We start from the raw sequence: 18,790 nt of genomic DNA, 5'->3' as shown, positions 1-18,790 counted from the left end.
CGCTCAGCGTTCCCGTGTTTGCGATGCGCAGCTGCTCCTCGACAACATATCCGCCCAGTCGATGCCGGTGCGCTCAAAACGTTCCGGCCGCTAACAGCAGCAGATATTCCGGCGCTACGGGTCGGACCTGTGGTGAGCGCTGACTGGCGAATTCCTCGGCGATGAGTCTCGATCAACACTGCGTTGCATCGTTCGTGCGAGTTCTTGCTGCTGTTAGTTAAGAGATAATACAGCTACTCGAACAGCAGATGGCCGCGTATATAAACGCGAACGACGACGGACCGTTCTCCTCGCATTGCCTCACGCGTTGTCGGGAGCGCTCCATGCACACAGCACGCATCCGTACGTTGATCCGCCGCGCTGCTATTGCCACTCTCGGCGCAAGCGCATCCCTAACAAACATTGCTGCTCATGCAGACGAAGACTGTGCGGTGGTTGCCAGCGGTTTGCGAGCTCCGATCGGGAGTGTATTGACAGAGGAGGGTAACTTGCTGGTCTCGGAGACGGGCACCGTCAACGTCCCCAACTCCGGGCGCATTTCCATAGTGAGTCCGGACGGCACTCGCCGCACGCTGCTCGACGGTCTGCCGCAAGGAACCAATGCGGCGGGCGGAGATGCTTCCGGACCTAACTCTCTGACAATGAGCGGTCGCACCGTGTATGTGGCCATCGGTCAAGGCGATACTGTCATCCTTGGCCCGGTGATGGGCTCGTGGCTGCCGAATCCCGATGTTTCTTCGCCGATCTTCACTTCGATCCTCGCGATTCACTTGAGCAGCGCGGCCGAGCGACAGACCCAGGGATTCAGGCTCACTGAGCAGCAGCAAATGAGTCTTGCGGGTGGTAAGACGGTGACTTTATCGAATGGCGGCGGCGATCGCATCACCGTTGAAGTGGTCGTGGACTTCCCGGACTATGAGAGCAATCCCTTGCCGGACCTGCCGAACAATGTGAGGAACTCGAACCCCTTTGGCGTCCTGGTCGGGCAGCAAAACTTGTTCGTCACCAATGGCGGCTTGAATCGTCTGGTGAAGGTTGATCGCGCCTCGGGGGCGTACGCGACGCTCGCGAGCTTCGACAGTATTCAGAATCGGCCTGGTGCCGCCGGACCGCCGTCCGTGGAGCCGGTGCCAACGGGAATCTCTCAGGTACACGGTGAATTGCTGGTGGCGTTGTTCTCGGGCGCGCCGTTTCTTCCAGGCGTCTCGCGCATCAAGGCTGTGGACCGTACGAGCGGCGATCAGAGCGATTTCATTACCGGTCTGCGGACGGCCATCGAGGTCCTGCCTGTCCGAAATCGCAACGGCGTCGACTACCTGGTGCTGGAGAATAATTTCGCCCCGGTTCCCGACTTTCCTCCGACTGGCGCATCAATCAAGCGTTTCGACACGCCGGACAGCAGCGCGGCCAAGGTCAACCAGTGCACGCTGTATCGCCCGACGTCAATGTCGCTCGATCAGAGGTCCGGCACGCTCTATGTGACCGAGCTGCTGCGAGGAACGCTGGTGAAGGTGCCGATCGACTGAGAAGAAGTGACGTGACGGTTACCTGGACCTTTGGCTGTCATGCAGGCCTGCCTCTGTCTCTGCACAACGAATCCCAAACCGCGCCGAAACGCGCACGCTCGAATCGCATGAGCAGGACGCTTAGAAAATTGCGTCCAGGATGTCAGTAGCAGGTACTGCAAAGCACCCCCTTACTTGGCGTGTCCTTTAATTAACATAATATGCATTATGCGTCCTTTGGTGCGCCGAACCAACCAAGCTAAGGCACTGACTTATGGATGAAATCGACGACCTGTTGATGCAAGGCTTCCTGGGCAATGTGACCACGCTGCGGACTGCCTGGTCTCACCGGAAACTTTTCGGCGTGATGCCGTGGCCCGATTGGCGCGACTGGCGCATGTCGGCGGGCGTACTGATGCCGCGGGGTTGGAATGGCCGAGGCGTGAGCGCGGGCGAAGTTGCGGCGCTACCGTACCTGCATCAGCTGCTTTCGGAGCTGCAGCGGACAAAAGCCGAAACGGCCGCGGACGGGCGTGTTGCAACCGCTAATCCGACGCCTATGCCGCTGCGGCGCAAGCGACAGCGGACATCGTGAGCGGGAAATCGGCGAGCGGTGGGCTGGGGCGTTCGAATCGGAGCGCCCTCACCCCCTGCCGTGTCATTTTCTCAATGGATAGCGCGCAATCCGCAAGCCGCTAAACGTACCCACCCAAAGCTCTTCGCCGACCTGAATCGCGGCCGAGGCACCGCCGAACGTGGTGCTGCCGGGTTCATCGAGCAACGGCTGGATCGACAGAGAAACAGGGTCGACGGCGATCACTTTGAAGCCAACTTCGCAGCTCGGGCGATCCACGCACGCGAGAATCTCTGCCGGCTTCGCTGCCTGGCCGGCAATCAGCAACCTGCCGTCGTCCATGGTACGAATGTTATCTGGGTGGAACGCGCCCAGATCCAGCGCCTGGTGAGTGTATGGAATGTCACCGAGCGTGATTATGTGGAGCTTGCTGTCGCCCCAGCCCGTTACAAACATTCTCTTGCCATCCTCAGAGACCGCGATGCCATTGTCCGCGGAGAATTGCGTGCCGGGCACTTCCGACCAGCCAGCGCCGGGTGCCCACTTGGCAACGAAGCCGCTGATGCCGCCCACCATGGCCTTTTGATAGGTCTGAGGATCCGTACGGATGCCGAAACTGGTAACCACAAATCCGCCGCCAGGCAGCGGTGCTACTGAATTTGGCATGACGGCGGCCGGCACCACGACACAGCCTTTCCAGGTCAGCTCCGGCTGAGTCGCGCTCACATCCAGATCGAAGATTTCAATGGCGTGGCGACCGTTGTGATTGACCGCGTACAGCTCATGTTTTGATCCCGCTCCATAGCGGATGGCAATGCCGTGCGCTGCAAACTCATCTTTTCCGGGAGCGCTGGGACATTCGGAATATATCGGCGCCTGTGGCTGCTTGAAATTGGGTACGGCGGGACGCGCAGCGCCGGTGCGTACGTCGATGAGATAGAAAAAAACCGCCCTTGGTCGGCGGAATCTGTGAAGCCGGCCCGCGAGCAACCCAACGAGGTGTTGCGGATGGCCACGAGATCTTCCACGTTCAGCACATTGCAAATATATGCCGCGCGTTCGTCCGCTTGACAGTCAGAGGTGCGGGCAGCCTTGCTCAAGAACGCAGCGCCGGTTAGGGAACACATCAATACCAGGGCTGCTACGGTACTCGACGACAGCTTCATGCTTCATTATCTCCGGGCCGCTGATCGCTCAGATCCTTTGTACACCGTTGATTTTAGCTGACTGCCAGCCGGGATTGACTGCCAATGATGGCGCCGATCGCGCCATTCAAAGGCGCTACGAGATCGTCCCTGAGGGTATCGCCGCCGCCAACTCTACGATGATCTCGCGAACGCGCTTCACATGGCGCTTCGCTGCGCCCTCAGCCTCGGACGGCTTGCCGCCCGTAACGGCGCGGCAAATGGCCACGTAGTCTTCGGCTCGAATTGCCTGCAATCGCGCCAACGGATATTGCGCGTACACGATCTGCATATTTATCGAAGCAAAGTGCCGGCGCAGTTCGCGATTCCCCGCGGTGTCGAGCAGCAGGCGGTAGAACTTGCGTCGCGTGGCGGCGAAAAGCTCCGGATCCTGCAGTAGTTCCTTCGCGCTCAGATCCTGAGTCAATTGACGAAACGACTGCGCATGCGTCGCGCGGTCGAAATTGCGGGCGGCCAGACGCGCCAGCAAGGCATTTAGTGGCTCGGCCACCTCGAGCACCTCCATCACCTCTTCCAGGGACAACTCGCGGATGGCCGGCGATCGGTTGCGGCTCACATCGACAATGCCCTTGGCCGCGAGCCAATGAATGGCCTCGCGGACCGCGTTGCGCCCGACGCCGAAACGCAACGCCAATTCCGTTTCGATCAAGCGCTGCCCGGGGACCAGCCGTCTCATTTCCAGATCGCGCAGGATGCGCCGACAAACCTCTTCGCTGACGCTGCCCGTCGGCTGCGCATCGACGCCGAGCTCACCATCCGCTTCCTGATTTGCCGTGGACCGATTCGCCATGCGGTTGCCCTGCCGAGTAATTGCCCCTTATGATTGTTCCACAATCTTGCCCGACTTTCACCCGACATCAAGGGACCGTGACCAATCTCAGTGGGAAAACCGCCCTCATCACGGGGGCATCGAGCGGCCTCGGCGCGCATTTCGCAAAAGTACTAGCCAGTGCCGGCGCCGAAGTCGTCCTCGCGGCACGTCGTGAATCGGCGCTGGCAGAAGTCAGTCGCGCCATTGCCGCCGCAGGCGGTAAGGCGCGAACCCTGCAACTGGACGTCACCGACAGCGCCAGCATTCACGCGCTGGAGGGTTCGCTGAGCGGCGTGGACATCCTCATCAACAATGCCGGCGTGGTTCGCAGCGCCCCAGCGTTGCAGCAGACCGAAGCGGACTGGGACGCCGTGCTAGATACAAACCTGAAAGGAATGTTTCTGCTCGCACAAGCCGTGAGCCGCAGCATGCGCGAGCGCGGGTGCGGCGGCAGCATCGTCAATATCGCCTCGATTCTCGGCTTGCGACAGGCGGGCGGTGTCCTGCCCTACGCCGTTTCCAAAGCTGGCGTCGTGCAGCTGACCAAAGTGCTGGCATTGGAGTTGGCGCGCTTCAACATTCGCGTCAACGCCCTCGCCCCTGGCTACATCGATACCGAACTGAATCGCGACTTCTGGCACACCGATGCCGGCAAGGCGTTGATTCAGCGAATTCCACAACGCCGCCTCGGCACCGTGGGCGAACTCACCGCACCGTTGTTGCTGCTGGCCTCCGATGCCGCGAGCTATATCACTGGCTCCGTGCTGAATGTCGACGGCGGCCATCTCGTAAGCGGGCTTTGATCGACCATTGCGAAGGTCATGACATGAACATCGAAATCAACCAACTCGCCGACCGTGTCGAACGATTCGTGCGCGATATCGTCATCCCATACGAGCAAGATCCGCGCAATACTGCACACGGGCCATTGCAGGAACTCATCGATGAGCTTCGAACCAAGGCGCGGCAGGCAGGTGTGTTGACCCCTCACATCCGCCCTGATGGCACTCACCTCACCCAGCGCCAAACGGCGACGGTCTTGATTCGCACCGGCCTGTCCCCTCTCGGTCCCCTCGCCTGCAATACCAACGCGCCCGACGAAGGCAACATGTTCCTCTTGGGCAAAGTAGCCTCGCCTGCGCAGAAGGAGCGGTTTCTGGAGCCGGTCGTGCGCGGTGAAGTGCGCTCCGCGTTCCTGATGACGGAACCCGCCGACGATCAGGGCGCTGGCTCCGATCCGTCCATGCTGCAAACCACCGCGGTACAGGAGGGCGATGATTGGATCATCAATGGACGCAAGACGTTCATCACTGGCTTCCAGGGCGCGGGTGTGGGCATTGTCATGGCCAACACCGGCAGCGCTGGCAAAGTGGCAGCGTCGATGTTTCTGGTGAAGCTGCCCAACCCCGCCATTCGCGTCGAGCGCGTGCTGGAAACCATCGACAGCTCGTTCGCCGGCGGCCACTCGCTGCTGAAGATCGAGAACTTGCGAGTTCCGCGCGAGCAAATGCTGGGCGAGCCCGGACAGGGCTTCGCACTCGCTCAGATCCGACTGTCGCCCGCTCGCCTGTCTCATTGCATGCGCTGGCTCGGCGCTTGCCAACGCGCGCACGAAATCGCGACTGCATACGCCTGCCAGCGTCGTGCATTCGGCAAGTTGCTCATCGAACACGAAGGCGTAGGCTTTCAGTTGGCCGACAATCTCATCGATCTGAAGCAGGTGGAGCTGATGATCGACTGGTGCGCCGGCGTGCTCGATAGCGGCTCGCCGGGCATCAGCGAAAGCTCCATGACCAAAGTCGCCGCCGCCGATGCGTTGTTCCGGATCGCCGATCGTTGCGTCCAGGTGATGGGTGGTACCGGCGTGTCGGGTGACACCGTCGTGGCACAGGTGTTTCGCGAAGTCCGCGCGTTCCGTATCTACGACGGCCCGACCGAAGTGCACAAGTGGTCGCTAGCCAAGAAACTCAAGCGCGATCACTTGCAGGCCGTGTCATGAGCACCAGCCAGCAAGCCAACGTCGGCACGACACCGGTGCGTGCCGGCTATGAGCTCGACGCCGCACGACTGACCGAATGGATGCGAGAACACGTGCAGAGCTTTGCCGGCCCGCTGCAAGTCGAGCAGTTCAAGGGCGGCCAATCCAACCCCACCTACAAGCTCACGACGGCTAACGCCTGCTACGTGCTGCGTCGTAAGCCACCCGGTCCGATACTGCCGGGCGCCCACGCTGTCGAGCGCGAAGCGCGCGTCCAATCGGCACTTGGCACCGCCGGTTTTCCGGTGCCTCGTCTCCATGCGCTGTGCACGGATGAGTCCATTCTCGGCACGCCGTTCTACGTGATGGACCTGGTGGAAGGCCGGATCTTCTGGGACGCGACGTTTCCCGAAGTGCCGCACGAGCAGCGCCCGGAGTATTTCCACGCGCTGAGTCAGACGCTCGCGCAACTGCATGCGCTTGATCCGCAGAAAATCGGCCTGGGAGATTACGGTCGCACCGGCGGTTACGTGCAACGCCAGCTACGGCGGCTCTCCGATCAATATCGCAACGACACGCTCGCCGGCCGAGACGACAACATGGAGCGGCTCATCGACTGGCTCGGCGAGCACGTGCCCAGCGACGATCGGACCACCATCGTGCACGGCGACTTCCGCTGCGACAACGTGATCTTTCATCCGCACCGGCCGCAGGTCATTGCGGTGCTGGATTGGGAACTGTCGACGCTCGGGCACCCGTTCGCCGATTTCGCCTACCACGCGCTCATGTATCACGTTCCGCCACGTATCGTCGCGAGTTTGGGCGATGCGAATCTCGCCACCCTGAACATTCCTACCGAGCGCGAGTATGTAGCGACGTATGCGAGCTCGCTGGGGCTCGATGCGATCGCCGATTACAACTACTACCTGTGCTTCAGCCTGTTCCGTCTGGCCGCAATTTTCCACGGCATTCGCGGACGCGTCGCCCGCGGTACTGCGGCGTCAGCTCACGCACAGTCGCGAGCGAACGCGTTTCCGTTCCTCGCCGAGCTGGGCTGGCGACAGACTTCGTTACGGGGCCGCGGGTAGCAGCGGCCCTAGCGCCCTGAGCGCATTTCCCGCCAGCCACTTCGATGCGATCTGCGGCGGGATGGGCAGGGCCTGCGTTTCCGCCGCGAGCTGCTCCACACTCTGCTGTGACGTCCACGCCGACGTACCGAACAACACTCGATCGCGCAGCGCCCCGGCCGCGTGAAACAACATCGGCTCCCAACCCGAACCAGCGCGCGACATGTACGCCGGACGATGAGATGAGAACTCCAGATAGACGTTCGAGTGCCGCAGACAAAGCGACACTGCCTCCGCGACCCAAGGCCAAGCACCGTGGCCGAGCACCAGCGTCAGTTGCGGATAGGCACTCGCCACCGCATCGATATGACGCCAGTGCGCCAACTCGAGCGGCACGCGCGCACTGAAGTGATGACCGGTGTGGATCCACAACGGCAACTGCAACTCCAGGGCAGCATCGTAGACCGACTTGCACGACGGATCGGACGCCGCCACGCCGTCCCAAAATGGAATTAGCGTGACGCCGCGCATCCCCAGCTCTTTGACACACCGATGCAACTCGCGCACAGCAGCTTCGGGATCGCGCAGACTCACGCCGGCCCAAGCGGTGAAGCGATCCGGCATCTTGCGCGCACACGCGGCGATGTAATCGTTGGCGCTTCGACCATCGCGGCTACGCCAGGCACAGCCCTGCAAAACCGTGTGAACGATATGAGTCGGTAACGCGGCCGCGTACTCATCAAACGGCTGGTCGAAACTTCCGCCCTGCTCCAGCAGATACAGCACCGCTCGCTCAGGCGACGCTTGCAGATACTCACGATACTTCGACAGGTCAGCACCCGCCAGTGAACACAAGCGAGGCGCGAACTTCGTCAAGTATTCCGGTGCGTCGCGAGCGAACCCCAGCAAGTACGCTTCCCAGCCCGCGAGGTCGTAATGGACCCCGCAGACATCGATCACTTGTGCCGGCGCTGGCAGTTCGTTGACGGCGGCGTTCAAGCTCTGGCCTTGGCAGAAATGCCGTGCTGCTCTCGATCCCACGTCTGCGGTGTGACGCCCTGTTCGCGTAACACCGCCTTCTGCACCTTCTCCGTCGGCGTTCGCGGCAGCTGGTTCAGGATGCGGATGTATCGAGGCAACATGAAGTGCGCCATGCGTGGGCGCAGGAATTCGAAGAACTCGATGGGATCGATGTTCTGACCCTTCACCGGAGCCAGCACCACCATCACATCGTCCTCGCTGAACTCGCTCGGCACGCCGATGGCGGCTGCCTCCAGCACCTGGGGATGAACCAGGCACTCGCGCTCCACCTCCAGCGAGGAAATATTCTCGCCGCGCCGGCGGATCGAGTCCTTGATTCGGTCCGTGAAGTACAAACTGCCATCGCTGCCGCGACGGAAGGCATCGCCGGTATGGAACCAGCCGTTGCGCCATGCCGCCGCGGTGGCTTCCGGCGCGGCGTTGTAGCCGTGATTCATGGACCAGCCGCGCTCAGAACGCAGAATGAGCTCGCCAACCTCGCCTTCCGGTACATCGACGTCGTGCTCATCCACCAGACGCGCCTGCATACCGGCACGCAACATGCCGCAAGCCCCAACCGCCTCCGGATTCGCGTGGGAAACGATGGGAATAGAGACCTCGCTCATGTTGAACATGCAGTACATGTCCACCCCGAAGCGCTGCTGAAACTTCTTCGCATCGCCGGTGTAGGGAATGATGACGGCCCAGCGCAGCGTATGATCGCGGTCGTTGCTCGCCGGCGGTTGTTTGATCAGGAAGGTCGCCATCGCGCCCAGCAACGTGCAGCACGTGGCGCCGGTGGTGCGAATGGTGCTCCAGAATCGATCGGTCTCGAAGCGCTCGGGCAGCGCGATCGAGCGCCCGAGCAATACCATGCCCATGATGCCAATGGTGCCGCCGGCATGGAACATAGGCAGCGTGACCAGATAGCGCATGCCTTCGGCATCCCGCTCCTCGAACGCGACCAGCGCCGAAGTCGCGAGGTGACAGTAGGAGCTGAGCACCCCCTTGGAAGGCCCCGTGGTTCCCGAGGTATAGATGATTGACTGCTCGTCCCACGATTCGATCGGACGCGGCAGCTCCAATAGCGACTCATCGATCGGCGCCGCCATGACATCCGCGCCATGACAAATCTCCACCGGCACCGACGGCGGCACTTCCGCGGCATCGGCAATGATGAGCGCCTTCAACTTCGAGAATTTCATACCCTGCAGCCGCGACACGTAGGCCGCCGAGCAGATCATCACTTCCGCGCCCGAGTTCTCGATGACGTGCGCCAGCAGACCGCCGCGATAGGCCGTATTGATCGGTACGTACGTCGCGCCGAGCCAGTTGATACCGAACCACGCTCGCAATGCGTCCGTGCCGTTCGGCAACCAGCTCAGTACACGATGCCCCTGACGCACGCCCAAACGAGCCAGCGCGCACGCTGCCTGCCGAGCGGCAGCGGCAGTCTGTCGATACGTCCATTGACTGCCATCGGGGAACAACGCGTATGTGTTTTCTGGCTGCTGCGCCTCGTGGCGCTCCAGCACGTAGCGAAGCACAATCGACTCACGCGGCGGCACGTGAGGATCGTGCCAGGACAGTGAAACTTCAGACCTTTGCATCATTGCCTCGTCGTCGCGCTAACCACACTGACCTCGATCCACGACAAGCGCTCTGGATCGTGATGGATGCGATTGGTCGCGGCCACGCCGCTCGCATCGGCACCCAGGGCGCCGCCGGTATTCATGTTCGGATCCAGGTGCGGATAATTGGCGCTTTGGATCTGCAGGCACAGTCGATGACCCGGCGGCACTCGCCAGGCCACGTCGCCCAGCGAGATCGTGATGCGCTCCACTGTGCCTGGCACATACGCCTGCGGCGCGCGGAAAGACCCCTTGAAACGCCCAAAACGCATTGCGCAGTGCGCCTTTCGCAAAAACGGGGCAAACGCGATCTGATCCGCGGATACATCGACGAGCTTCACGATGAAATCGGTGTCCGGCGCGGTGCTCGACACATGCAACTGCGCCGTCACGCTGCCCACGACATCCATTGCTTCCGTCAGTGGCTGACCGAGATAGCTCAGCACATCGGTGCGTCGTTGCAGCGGTGCCTGATCGATTGGGCCCATCGCCAGCCGGCCGAGATAGAGCGTGCGCCCTCCGCAAGACGGCGTGGGATGGGCGGGATCGTAGACATAGCTTGCAGCGGATTGCGGTGAGCCAGGTGCATCCACGCTCAGCTCACGATGCGATTGCCCTTCGTGCAAATAGAAACGCCGCGCGCTAGTTCCGGCCGGCGGCCACGCCTCCGCTTCATGCCAGGTATTGGCACCCATCAAGAAATATTTCACGCGCGGCGCCCTGACCTCTTCCTGCAGCAAGTGCTGGCGGAAGAAATTCAGGTGCTGTTCGTGGACACGAGCAGCCGCACCCGAGGCCATCACGCCGAAGTTCACCTGGCCGTGGTACTGAGGCAATGTGCCGGCGTGCGTCCAGCAGCCCATCAACAGATGACTGTGACGATGCCCCGCTTCGGTCTGACGCCGGAACATGCCGACGGTCGAGCGCGCGAACACGTCGTACCAGCCGCCGGTGTGAAGCACCGGGATCTCGATGTCACGCGCATCGATATTTTCGGTCGATTCCAGCGCGCTCATCAGCTCATCGAACCCGATCGGGAAGCCCGGCAACTTGAACAGCGCAATGTCCCGCAATGGACGCTGATCGAACAGCGACCTCGGATCCTGCACGGCTGCAAACACCAGCGCGGCTTCCTGCGGCGTCGGCGGCTTCCCTTCGGCCACGCGCTTCTGCAACCAGTCGAGCGCCATGAAGGCAACCCAGCCAATGATGTGATCCAGGCGCATCGCGCCGCCGGTTTCGATGCGATCGAACTCCGCGGTCGACGTAAGCGCCGGTGCAATCGCCTTCAAGTGCGGCGGGCGCAGGGCGGCGCAGACCAGCTGGGAGATACCAAGATACGACGGCCCGCTCATCCCGACGTTGCCGTTGCACCAGCTTTGCCCCGCGAGCCATTCGACGCTGTCGTAACCGTCGAGGCCTTCCTGATCCCACATCACTGGACGCCACTTACCTTCGGATGCGAAGCGCCCGCGAGTGTCCTGAACCGCCGCGGCAAAGCCCGCCTCGACGCATTGCTGAGGACGCAGAAAATCCGGACTGGTGTTGCTCTTGCCGTAAGGCGTCCGGTACAGGATCACCGGTACCGTACGCTCGACGTCGGGCAACCACAAATCAGTCTTCAACCGCGCGCCATCGCGCATGGGCACATCGACATCGCGCAACACGCGGTAACTAATCGAGCTCAACTCATCCCCCTCTCACACCTCGCGCGCGTCGCCGCCTATCGTCCAGTGAACTGCGGCTTGCGCTTCTCCAGGAATGCCAGCGCGCCTTCCCGAGCATCCTCCATCTCGGCGAAACAGCGTCGATGCGCTTCCTCTTGCAAGAGCGCCCGCTCCACTAGCGAACGACCTTCACAAGCATTACGCAATTCCTTCTGCAATCCGATGACTCGGGTCGGCATCTGCGCCAGACGCTGCGCCAGCTGAGTCACGCTGTCCTGAAAATCGCCATCGTCGTACACGTGATGTGTCAGACCGATGGTCAGCGCTTCGTCGGCGGCGACCGCGCGACCGGAGGCATAAATCTCGAAAGCTCGGGTGGCACCCACCACGGCCCCCAGAAACGCAGCATGCCCGACCTCACCGATCTTCACGAGCCCGCTGCCAATCTTCGCGCTGCGGGCCATGCATCTGATATCAGCCGCACAGGCCAGCTCGGCGCCGGCCCCGAAGCAGACGCCATTGATTGCCGCGATGATCGGCTTGGGACACTGGACCATCGCGATCGCCGCGCGCAAGTACAACGCGTTGTGATCATGAGGATCCACGGCAGCGCGCTCGCTGTCGAGATCTCCCGCAAGATAGGCTCTCAAACCTTCGATATCGTCACCGGAGCAGAACGCACGGCCCTCGCCGGTCAGCACGATCACGCGCACCTTTGGGTCGATGCGCGCCTGTTCGATCGCCGCGGTCAACTCCAGCCCCAAGGGCCGGTCGATCGCGTTGAGCACATCGGGGCGATTCAGCCGCAGCCAAACCACCCCATCGCCATGTTGTTTGATCAAACTTGTGGACATCTCGAACTCGAGTCAACTCAATGGGAAAGATTCACGCTGATCGACAATCCGATGGTCCGCGGCTGCGCGATGCTGACGCGGACCGGCGCGGCTGGATTGACCGTGCGTGCGGTGGATAGCGCCGACACTTCGCCGAACTCATCGAAGACGTTGTCCACGAACAAGCGCACGTCGAACGACGGCAGGCGCATGCCGATACGCAGGTCGACCAGATTGAATGCATCCAGGTCGTACTGCGGCCTGGCCAAGCTGCCATCGAAGCCGGACGTGCGCTCGCCGAGATAGCGATAGCTCACACCCAGCAGTCCTTCAGCGCTCTGCCCTACCGGGAACAGATAGTCGGCGGTCAACGCTGAGCTGAAGCGCGGTGAGAGCGGCAAACGCTGGCCGTCGCGCGCGCCCAACGCCGGCGAATCCTGCGTCAGCTGTGCATCGGTGTAGGTTGCGGAGCCGCCCAACGTGAGCCCGGCGATCGGCATGTAGCGACCCGATAGCTCCACACCCTTGACCTGCGCCTCGCCGCCGTTCTCCAGCTGATTCACGCCGCCGCGATTGACGGTGAGCTGGATGTCACTCCAGTCGATGAGAAAGACGCTGGCATCGAGCGTGGCGCGACCGTTGAGGAACGTGGTCTTGGTGCCGACTTCATAGTTCCATAGCGAATCGGGCTTGAACGTGGGATTGCCGATGGGCTGGCCGGTCGAGGTCACGGTGACGAAATTGGGACCGCCCGGACGGTAACCGCTCGCCACACGTCCGTACAGCAGCACGCCCTCGCGCACTCGGAAGCGCGGGCTGAACAGATAAGTCGTGACATTTTCCTTGGAGGTCGAGCCGTTGTCGGAAATGGCGAGCGGGTTGAGCGGATTGTTGATGACGCCCTGGAACAGCTGGCGATAGTGCTGCCGGTCCTCGCTGTGACGCACGCCGAGCGCCACGTCGAAACGTTCGCTGAAGTGCACGGTGCCGGTGCCGAACACCGCGATTTCTTCGTACGTCGTGGGCAGCTCGCCCTTGAACAGCGGCACGCCGCCAAGGTTGCCGTTGGGATCGAGCCAGTTGCGCAGCTGCGTGCGATTGCGGCTGTCCTCGTCGGCGTAGAACGCACCGACCAGCCACTCGAACGTCCCGCCGCTCGGCGACGCCAGTCGCAATTCCTGCGTAAACTTTTCGGTGCGATTCGCGACCGGTGTATTGAATGGAATCGCCGAGCCAGTGCCGAACAGCGCGCCATACAACGCCGTGTTGTCCGCATCGGTGTTCAACTCCAATTCCTGCCAACCGGTCGCACTGGTCAGCGTGCCCCAGGGCAGCTCCCAGTTGAGCACCGCGGAGTACAAGCGGATGCTCTGTTCCAACGGCTCATCGAGCAACACCGACTGCTGGTACTTACCACGCACCGGTCGGCCGGTGAGTGAGTTCCGATCCACCATCGTGCTGCCGTCACGCTCGATATTCTGATACGTCGCGCTCAGGCGCAGGTCGGCGTGTTCGCCGAGCTTGCTGAGCACCGATACCCTGCCACCCGCGGATTTGGACGAATCGACGTCGTAACGACCGCGACCGGGATCGTCGATCACGCCGCCCGACTCTTCGAGAAACGCTACCGCGCGCACGCCAAGTTGGTCGCGAATCAGCGGCGCGTTGACCGCCATGCGACCCGCGTAATTGGTCCGGCCATGCCGGCTCGAAGACACCTCCGCCTGCAATCGCTCTTCGAAGGAGCCGAGGTCCGGCGCCTGCGTCACATACTTGAGCAGACCACCCATGGCGCTCGCGCCATACAGCGTGCCCTGCGGACCGCTGAGCAACTCGATGCGCTGCAAGTCGAAGGCGTTGTAATCGAGCGCATACGCACCCTGCGCGAACGCGCTGCTGGAGCCGATAGGAATCTCGTCCACTAGCAGCGCCACGGTCGAGCTGGACTGCGCGCCGGTGGTCACACCACGCACCACAACCTGGTTCTGTCCGACGCCCAACCCAAAGGAGCTGACGCCCGGCACATAGGTGGCAAAGTCCTGAAAGTTCGATGCATTGATCGCTTCGAGCTGTTCGCGCCCCATCGCCGTGACAGCGACCGCCACATCGCGCGACGATTCGGCGCGCTTGCTGGCGGTGACGATGACCTCTTCTAGTTGATATTGGTCCTGCGCATTGGCCATTGTGGAAGTCGCCATCGCGATTCCCGCCAACAGCTGCAATCCGGCCCCAGGCGCCACTGCGGCGACACGTTTCGTTCTCATCGATTCCCCCCGAAATTCGTAGGCCCCGCGTAGTACAGGGCCAGTTGATGCTATTAGATGACCAACCGGTTGTCTATCTATCGTGCGTGACGCAGATTGCGTCAGTCCGCCGTTCCCACCACGAAGCTGACGACGCTGGTCGCGCTGCCCCCCAGATTCATGGTGGCCACCGTTTTGGCCTGTTCCACCTGATACTCCCCGGCTCGACCCGCAACCTGTTTCCACGCGTCGAGCATCATGCGCACGCCCGTGGCGCCGACGGGATGACCGAGCCCGATCAAACCGCCACTGGGATTGATGGGAATGCGTCCGCGCGCTTCGATCGAGCCGTCTTCGACCGCGCGCCAGCTCTGCCCCGGCGCGGTGATGCCGAAGTGATCGATAGCGGCATACTCGGTGACTGCGAAGCAATCGTGTGTCTCGATGACGTCGATCTGCCCGACATCGCTCACCCCGGCACGCCCGAACGCGTCAGTGATCGCGCTCCGCAGGTGCGGCAGCACGTACTGCTGGTCCTTGCTCTGCTCGAACTTGTCGGCCAGCCGCATCGTCGCGGTCCGATGTCCCCAGCCGCGAATCACCGCGAGATCTTGCTTGCTGCCAGATACACGCTGCATGTAGCGCTCCGCGAAGCGCGCTGATGCAAGGAACACGACCGCCGCGCCATCGGTGATCTGACCGCAATCATTACGCCGCACGCGTCCTTCGACGACAGGATTCGCTTCGTCATCGAGCGTGAAGCTGCGTTCGTTGAACTTCCAGCTGCGAGTCTGCGAGTGCGGGTTGCGGCGACCGTTGTCGTAGTTGATCTGCGCAATCCGTCCCAGGTGACGATAGTCCAGGCCATAGCGCCGCTCGTATTCATCGCCCAGGTCGCTGAAGGCGCGCGGCCACACGAATTGCGCATCGGTGAACTCGTGCCCGGACCAGCACGCCGTACCGAGATAGTCGGCGCACTCGCGACCAGAAACATTGCGCATCATTTCGATGCCCACGACGCAAACCAGATCGTAGCGTCCCGCTTCGATCTCGGCGGCAGCGGACAGCAGCGCCATGCTGCCCGAAGCACAAGCGGCCTCGTGTCGCATCGTCGCCAGACCGTTGAACTCGGGACGGATTCTCGCAAACAGTCCGCCGAGCTGGCCCTGACGGCAAAACAACTCAGAGGCGAAGTTGCCGATGTGCGCGCTCTGGATCTCGCCCGGATCGAGCTTCGCATCGCTCAGCCCCGCGAGCACGACCTGCTCCAGCATGTCGTAGATCTCGCCTTTGTCGCGAGCCCAGTTGCGCGCGAAATCGGTCTGCGCTCCCCCCAACACGAACACCTTCGAAGCAGTCATGCGTAGTTCTCACTCCAGTGGACGATGCAGCGCCTTCGCGCAGTCGTAGACGACGGCGCGCAGCGCATTGGCTCGGGGGTCTTCGATCATGTGCAGGCCGAGACGGTTGGGCACATAGGCAAAGCCCATCGCGAGCGATGGATCGGCGAAACCCACCGAACCACCGGCGCCCGGTGTGCCGTAGATGCGGCAATCGGCGCCCGATTGAAAAGCGGTACACGGCTTCCAGAAGCCGAGCGAATAAGCGGAATCGATATACAGCACCGCGTCGAGCGCAGCGGCTGACGACAGCGGCGAGGCTGCGGCCTCCAGCAACGCCAATGTTTCTCGCTTCAGGCCGAGTCTTTGGCCGCCACTCGCGAACTCACCGTAGATGCGCGCGATACCGCGGGCATTCACGACGGCGTTCGCGGATGGCATCTGTATTTTCAGCCACGGCCGGGTGTTGAACTCTTCGAGCGTGCGAATGCGCGGATTGGTAAAAGCCAGACGCGTCACATGCCCGGGGCGCATCATGGCGAGCACGAACTTACCCGGATAGATATTGAAGCTGCGCAGTTGTTCGGTGAGGCTCGCCCGCCGCTCCAGCCGCGCCACACGATCGTCAGGGATGTCATCGGGCAAACCGATATAGGCGTCGGCGCCCAACGGGCCGGCAATTTCCTGCTGTAACACTTCACCGATCGTGCGGTGCTGCGGATCCACTCGACGCAGCAACTCGTTCTGATAGAACCCCAAGGTGACCGGGTGATAGCCCCGTCGCTCGCCGGGCGTCCACAAAGGCCGCTGCCTGGCCAGTACCGCCGCCAGGGCATCCAGATCGCCGATCAGTTGCGGCGTCAACGATTCGTCCAACGAACTCAGACCGGCCTGGTGCGCAAGCAACTGTCGCACCGTGATCGACTCTTTGCCGTTGCCAGCAAACTCGGGCCAGTAGCGGGCCACCGGTTGTTCATAATCGAGCCAGCCGCGCGAATGCGCCAACGCCAGCGCGAGCGCAGCCAATCCTTTACTGGTCGAGAACACCAGCGCCAGCGTGTCCTGCTGCCAGGGCTGATGCGTGAGCCGATCGCGCTCTCCGCCCCACAGGTCCACGACCATCTCGTTGCCGATGCAGACCGCAAGCGAAGCGCCGATCTCCTCGCCCCGTTGCAGGCTGCCGGCAAATGCCGCACGCACCGCCTCGAAGCCCGGCGCGACATGACCGCTCACGGTGTTCTGCAATTCACGATTGGCTGCGGTGGGCACTTTCATCGTTGACTTTGTCCGGGGGTGCGCCGGAAGATATTAACTAACCGAGTGGTTGGTTGTCCATATTGCAGGAGAGGCCGGATGTCGAGAGGATTCATTGATCGTGATTGCCAGCGGAGCGCGCCATGAGACCGGGGTTGCTGGAGGGCCGAGTCGCTCTCATCACTGGCGCAGCACGCGGCATCGGTCGCGCGATCGCTTTGGAGGCCGCCGCGGAAGGTGCCGATGTGCTTGTCACCGATCGCGATGCGGACGGCGTCAACGCAACGGCAGCGGACATCGCCGCATTGGGGCGAAAATCCCGTGCCGTAGTCGGCAGCCTCTCGGGCGCCGAATTTCCTGCCGCGCTCGCGGCAGCCGCGCAAGAAACATTCGGCAAGCTCGATGTCCTCGTGAATAACGCCGGCATCGCCTATCGGGGCAGCGTCGCCGAGCACGAGCGCGCCGCCTGGGACAAAGTGATGTTGATCAATCTGACCGCACCGTTCCTGCTGGTACAGGCGACGTTGCCGCTGCTCGAAGCCAGCGGCCGCGGCAGCATCGTCAACATTTCCTCGACTGCTGTGACGGGTTTCGCCGGCCAGGTCGCCTACGATTCATCCAAGGGTGGCCTGCTGAGCATGACCCGCTCCATGGCCGTGGATTTGGGCAGCAAGAAAATCCGCGTGAACGCGGTGTGCCCGGGCTTCATCGCCACCGACATGGTCGCGGCGAGTCCGGACTTCACGAAACTCGGCGAACGCGTCGCGCGCGGCCTGCCCGTGTCTCGCATGGGCACGCCTGAAGACGTGGCCTCGGCTGTCGTCTGGCTGGCCAGCGACAAGGCGAGTTACGTCAGCGGCCAGGGAATGTTTGTCGACGGCGGGTGGATTCGAGCATGAGCGCTACATTCAACGGCAAGACCGTACTACTCACCGGCGCCGCTGGAGGCATTGGCCGTGCAACCGCGCAGGTGTTGTATGAACGAGGCGCCACGCTGCTGCTCACGGATGTTTCCGCAGAGCCGCTACAAACATTGCTGGCCGAGCTGGGCGCTTCGCCCGAACGTGGCGGCGCTCGAGCGGCGGATCTGACGAGTCCCGAGCAAATCGAGGCTTTGTTCGCTTGGGCAAAGGACACCTACGGTGGCGTGGATTACCTGGTGAACAACGCCGGCATCGTGACGGCCGCCCCACTCGCCACGTTTCCCGACGCAGACTGGGATCGCGTCATCGCGATCAATCTGACCGCGGCTTACCGCTGCACGCAGGCCTATGCGCGCGATCGCATCGCCAAGCAAGCGGGCGGCGCCGTCGTCAACATCGCGTCCATGTCGTACAAGGGCATGACCCGCCAGGTCGCCTATGTCGCCTCCAAGGGCGGCATCGTTTCCATGACCAAGGCAACGGCGATGGAGCTGGCTCGCTACGGCGTGCGCGCCAACGCTGTCGCGCCCGGCATGACGGAAACGGTGATGACCGCGGTGAAGGACAACGAAAAGGACAAGCTGCGCGAGAGCATGCTGCCGTCGATTCCGATGCGCCGTTATGGCGAGCCGCGGGAAATGGCGACCAGCATTGCCTTCCTGCTTTCCGACGATGCCTCGTACATCACCGGCGAGGTCCTGCACGTCGCAGGTGGCGCCCGCCTCTGAGGCAGGCGATC

The 18,790-nt window shown here is 62.3% G+C and carries 17 protein-coding genes; 7 read left to right on the top strand and 10 right to left on the bottom strand.

What is annotated here, in order from left to right; translation table 11 throughout:
- The first annotated feature begins 248 nt into the window (after window positions 1-248).
- Together D0550_RS22465 and D0550_RS22460 are read left to right on the top strand one after the other, a co-directional pair.
- Entirely contained in the window at window positions 249-1,526 is a 1,278-nt protein-coding gene (locus tag D0550_RS22465; protein ID WP_116811428.1) for a ScyD/ScyE family protein, read from the top strand.
- 253 nt (window positions 1,527-1,779) lie between these two features.
- Window positions 1,780-2,100, top strand: coding sequence for a hypothetical protein (locus D0550_RS22460; protein WP_116811427.1), 321 nt, complete (start codon window positions 1,780-1,782; stop codon window positions 2,098-2,100).
- A gap of 63 nt (window positions 2,101-2,163) precedes the next feature.
- Here the strand turns inward: D0550_RS22460 and D0550_RS22455 are convergent, their stop codons facing one another.
- The 3 genes from D0550_RS22455 to D0550_RS22450 form a co-directional block, all read right to left on the bottom strand.
- Window positions 2,164-2,805, bottom strand: coding sequence for an SMP-30/gluconolactonase/LRE family protein (locus D0550_RS22455; protein ID WP_153067277.1), 642 nt, complete (start codon window positions 2,803-2,805; stop codon window positions 2,164-2,166).
- Window positions 2,802-3,245: a hypothetical protein gene (locus tag D0550_RS34650; protein ID WP_153067276.1), complete on the bottom strand. Its 444-nt coding sequence runs from the start codon at window positions 3,243-3,245 to the stop codon at window positions 2,802-2,804. Before D0550_RS34650 ends, D0550_RS22455 begins: the two co-directional genes overlap by 4 nt.
- Window positions 3,246-3,360: 115 nt before the next feature.
- Entirely contained in the window at window positions 3,361-4,074 is a 714-nt protein-coding gene (locus tag D0550_RS22450; RefSeq protein ID WP_116811425.1) for a GntR family transcriptional regulator, read from the bottom strand.
- 29 nt (window positions 4,075-4,103) lie between these two features.
- On the opposite strand from D0550_RS22450, the gene D0550_RS22445 reads away from it, so the two are divergent.
- The 3 genes from D0550_RS22445 to D0550_RS22435 are packed head-to-tail and all read left to right on the top strand — an operon-like array spanning window position 4,104 to window position 7,161.
- Window positions 4,104-4,898: an SDR family NAD(P)-dependent oxidoreductase gene (locus D0550_RS22445; protein ID WP_116811424.1), complete on the top strand. Its 795-nt coding sequence runs from the start codon at window positions 4,104-4,106 to the stop codon at window positions 4,896-4,898.
- A 23-nt stretch (window positions 4,899-4,921) separates the two neighbouring features.
- Window positions 4,922-6,094 carry an acyl-CoA dehydrogenase family protein gene (locus D0550_RS22440; RefSeq protein WP_116811423.1) on the top strand — a complete coding sequence of 391 codons (1,173 nt, stop codon included), beginning with the start codon at window positions 4,922-4,924 and terminating at the stop codon, window positions 6,092-6,094.
- Window positions 6,091-7,161, top strand: coding sequence for a phosphotransferase family protein (locus tag D0550_RS22435; protein ID WP_116811422.1), 1,071 nt, complete (start codon window positions 6,091-6,093; stop codon window positions 7,159-7,161). The genes D0550_RS22440 and D0550_RS22435 overlap by 4 nt, the downstream gene beginning before the upstream one ends.
- Here the strand turns inward: D0550_RS22435 and D0550_RS22430 are convergent.
- From D0550_RS22430 to D0550_RS22400, 7 genes are all read right to left on the bottom strand, one after another.
- A complete protein-coding gene (locus tag D0550_RS22430) occupies window positions 7,144-8,139 on the bottom strand; it encodes an amidohydrolase family protein (protein WP_161965985.1) in 996 nt (331 codons plus the stop codon). The two genes, D0550_RS22435 and D0550_RS22430, sit on opposite strands and share 18 nt — an antisense overlap.
- On the bottom strand, window positions 8,136-9,773 hold the full coding sequence (locus D0550_RS22425) for an AMP-binding protein (RefSeq protein WP_206606466.1): 1,638 nt from the start codon (window positions 9,771-9,773) through the stop codon (window positions 8,136-8,138). The genes D0550_RS22430 and D0550_RS22425 overlap by 4 nt, the downstream gene beginning before the upstream one ends.
- Window positions 9,770-11,479, bottom strand: coding sequence for a CocE/NonD family hydrolase (locus tag D0550_RS22420; protein WP_153067274.1), 1,710 nt, complete (start codon window positions 11,477-11,479; stop codon window positions 9,770-9,772). The genes D0550_RS22425 and D0550_RS22420 overlap by 4 nt, the downstream gene beginning before the upstream one ends.
- Before the next feature lie 35 nt (window positions 11,480-11,514).
- Window positions 11,515-12,312, bottom strand: a complete 798-nt coding sequence (locus D0550_RS22415; RefSeq protein WP_116811419.1) for an enoyl-CoA hydratase/isomerase family protein — start codon at window positions 12,310-12,312, stop codon at window positions 11,515-11,517.
- A 17-nt stretch (window positions 12,313-12,329) separates the two neighbouring features.
- Window positions 12,330-14,555: a TonB-dependent receptor gene (locus D0550_RS22410; RefSeq protein WP_116811418.1), complete on the bottom strand. Its 2,226-nt coding sequence runs from the start codon at window positions 14,553-14,555 to the stop codon at window positions 12,330-12,332.
- Between the two features lie 101 nt (window positions 14,556-14,656).
- Window positions 14,657-15,895 carry an acetyl-CoA acetyltransferase gene (locus D0550_RS22405; RefSeq protein ID WP_116811417.1) on the bottom strand — a complete coding sequence of 413 codons (1,239 nt, stop codon included), beginning with the start codon at window positions 15,893-15,895 and terminating at the stop codon, window positions 14,657-14,659.
- A 9-nt stretch (window positions 15,896-15,904) separates the two neighbouring features.
- Window positions 15,905-17,149: a serine hydrolase domain-containing protein gene (locus D0550_RS22400; RefSeq protein WP_116811416.1), complete on the bottom strand. Its 1,245-nt coding sequence runs from the start codon at window positions 17,147-17,149 to the stop codon at window positions 15,905-15,907.
- Window positions 17,150-17,271: 122 nt separating this feature from the next.
- Between D0550_RS22400 and D0550_RS22395 the strand changes: the two genes are divergently transcribed.
- On the top strand, window positions 17,272-18,027 hold the full coding sequence (locus tag D0550_RS22395) for an SDR family NAD(P)-dependent oxidoreductase (RefSeq protein ID WP_116811415.1): 756 nt from the start codon (window positions 17,272-17,274) through the stop codon (window positions 18,025-18,027).
- Entirely contained in the window at window positions 18,024-18,779 is a 756-nt protein-coding gene (locus D0550_RS22390) for an SDR family NAD(P)-dependent oxidoreductase (protein ID WP_116811414.1), read from the top strand. Before D0550_RS22395 ends, D0550_RS22390 begins: the two co-directional genes overlap by 4 nt.
- Window positions 18,780-18,790: the final 11 nt, after the last annotated feature.

This window comes from Steroidobacter cummioxidans (assembly GCF_003104955.1).
This window is presented reverse-complemented; position numbering and strand designations above follow the sequence as displayed.

What these genes read in the sequence shown, in the direction of transcription:
- D0550_RS22450 (WP_116811425.1), bottom strand. Translation starts at nt 4,074, where the DNA reads ATGGCGAATCGGTCCACGGCAAATCAGGAAGCGGATGGTGAGCTCGGC.
- D0550_RS22405 (WP_116811417.1), bottom strand. Translation starts at nt 15,895, where the DNA reads ATGACTGCTTCGAAGGTGTTCGTGTTGGGGGGAGCGCAGACCGATTTC.
- D0550_RS22445 (WP_116811424.1), top strand. Translation starts at nt 4,104, where the DNA reads ATGATTGTTCCACAATCTTGCCCGACTTTCACCCGACATCAAGGGACC.
- D0550_RS22395 (WP_116811415.1), top strand. Translation starts at nt 17,272, where the DNA reads ATGAGACCGGGGTTGCTGGAGGGCCGAGTCGCTCTCATCACTGGCGCA.
- D0550_RS22460 (WP_116811427.1), top strand. Translation starts at nt 1,780, where the DNA reads ATGGATGAAATCGACGACCTGTTGATGCAAGGCTTCCTGGGCAATGTG.
- D0550_RS22440 (WP_116811423.1), top strand. Translation starts at nt 4,922, where the DNA reads ATGAACATCGAAATCAACCAACTCGCCGACCGTGTCGAACGATTCGTG.
- D0550_RS22415 (WP_116811419.1), bottom strand. Translation starts at nt 12,312, where the DNA reads ATGTCCACAAGTTTGATCAAACAACATGGCGATGGGGTGGTTTGGCTG.
- D0550_RS22390 (WP_116811414.1), top strand. Translation starts at nt 18,024, where the DNA reads ATGAGCGCTACATTCAACGGCAAGACCGTACTACTCACCGGCGCCGCT.
- D0550_RS22435 (WP_116811422.1), top strand. Translation starts at nt 6,091, where the DNA reads ATGAGCACCAGCCAGCAAGCCAACGTCGGCACGACACCGGTGCGTGCC.
- D0550_RS22425 (WP_206606466.1), bottom strand. Translation starts at nt 9,773, where the DNA reads ATGATGCAAAGGTCTGAAGTTTCACTGTCCTGGCACGATCCTCACGTG.
- D0550_RS22400 (WP_116811416.1), bottom strand. Translation starts at nt 17,149, where the DNA reads ATGAAAGTGCCCACCGCAGCCAATCGTGAATTGCAGAACACCGTGAGC.
- D0550_RS34650 (WP_153067276.1), bottom strand. Translation starts at nt 3,245, where the DNA reads ATGAAGCTGTCGTCGAGTACCGTAGCAGCCCTGGTATTGATGTGTTCC.
- D0550_RS22410 (WP_116811418.1), bottom strand. Translation starts at nt 14,555, where the DNA reads ATGAGAACGAAACGTGTCGCCGCAGTGGCGCCTGGGGCCGGATTGCAG.
- D0550_RS22465 (WP_116811428.1), top strand. Translation starts at nt 249, where the DNA reads ATGGCCGCGTATATAAACGCGAACGACGACGGACCGTTCTCCTCGCAT.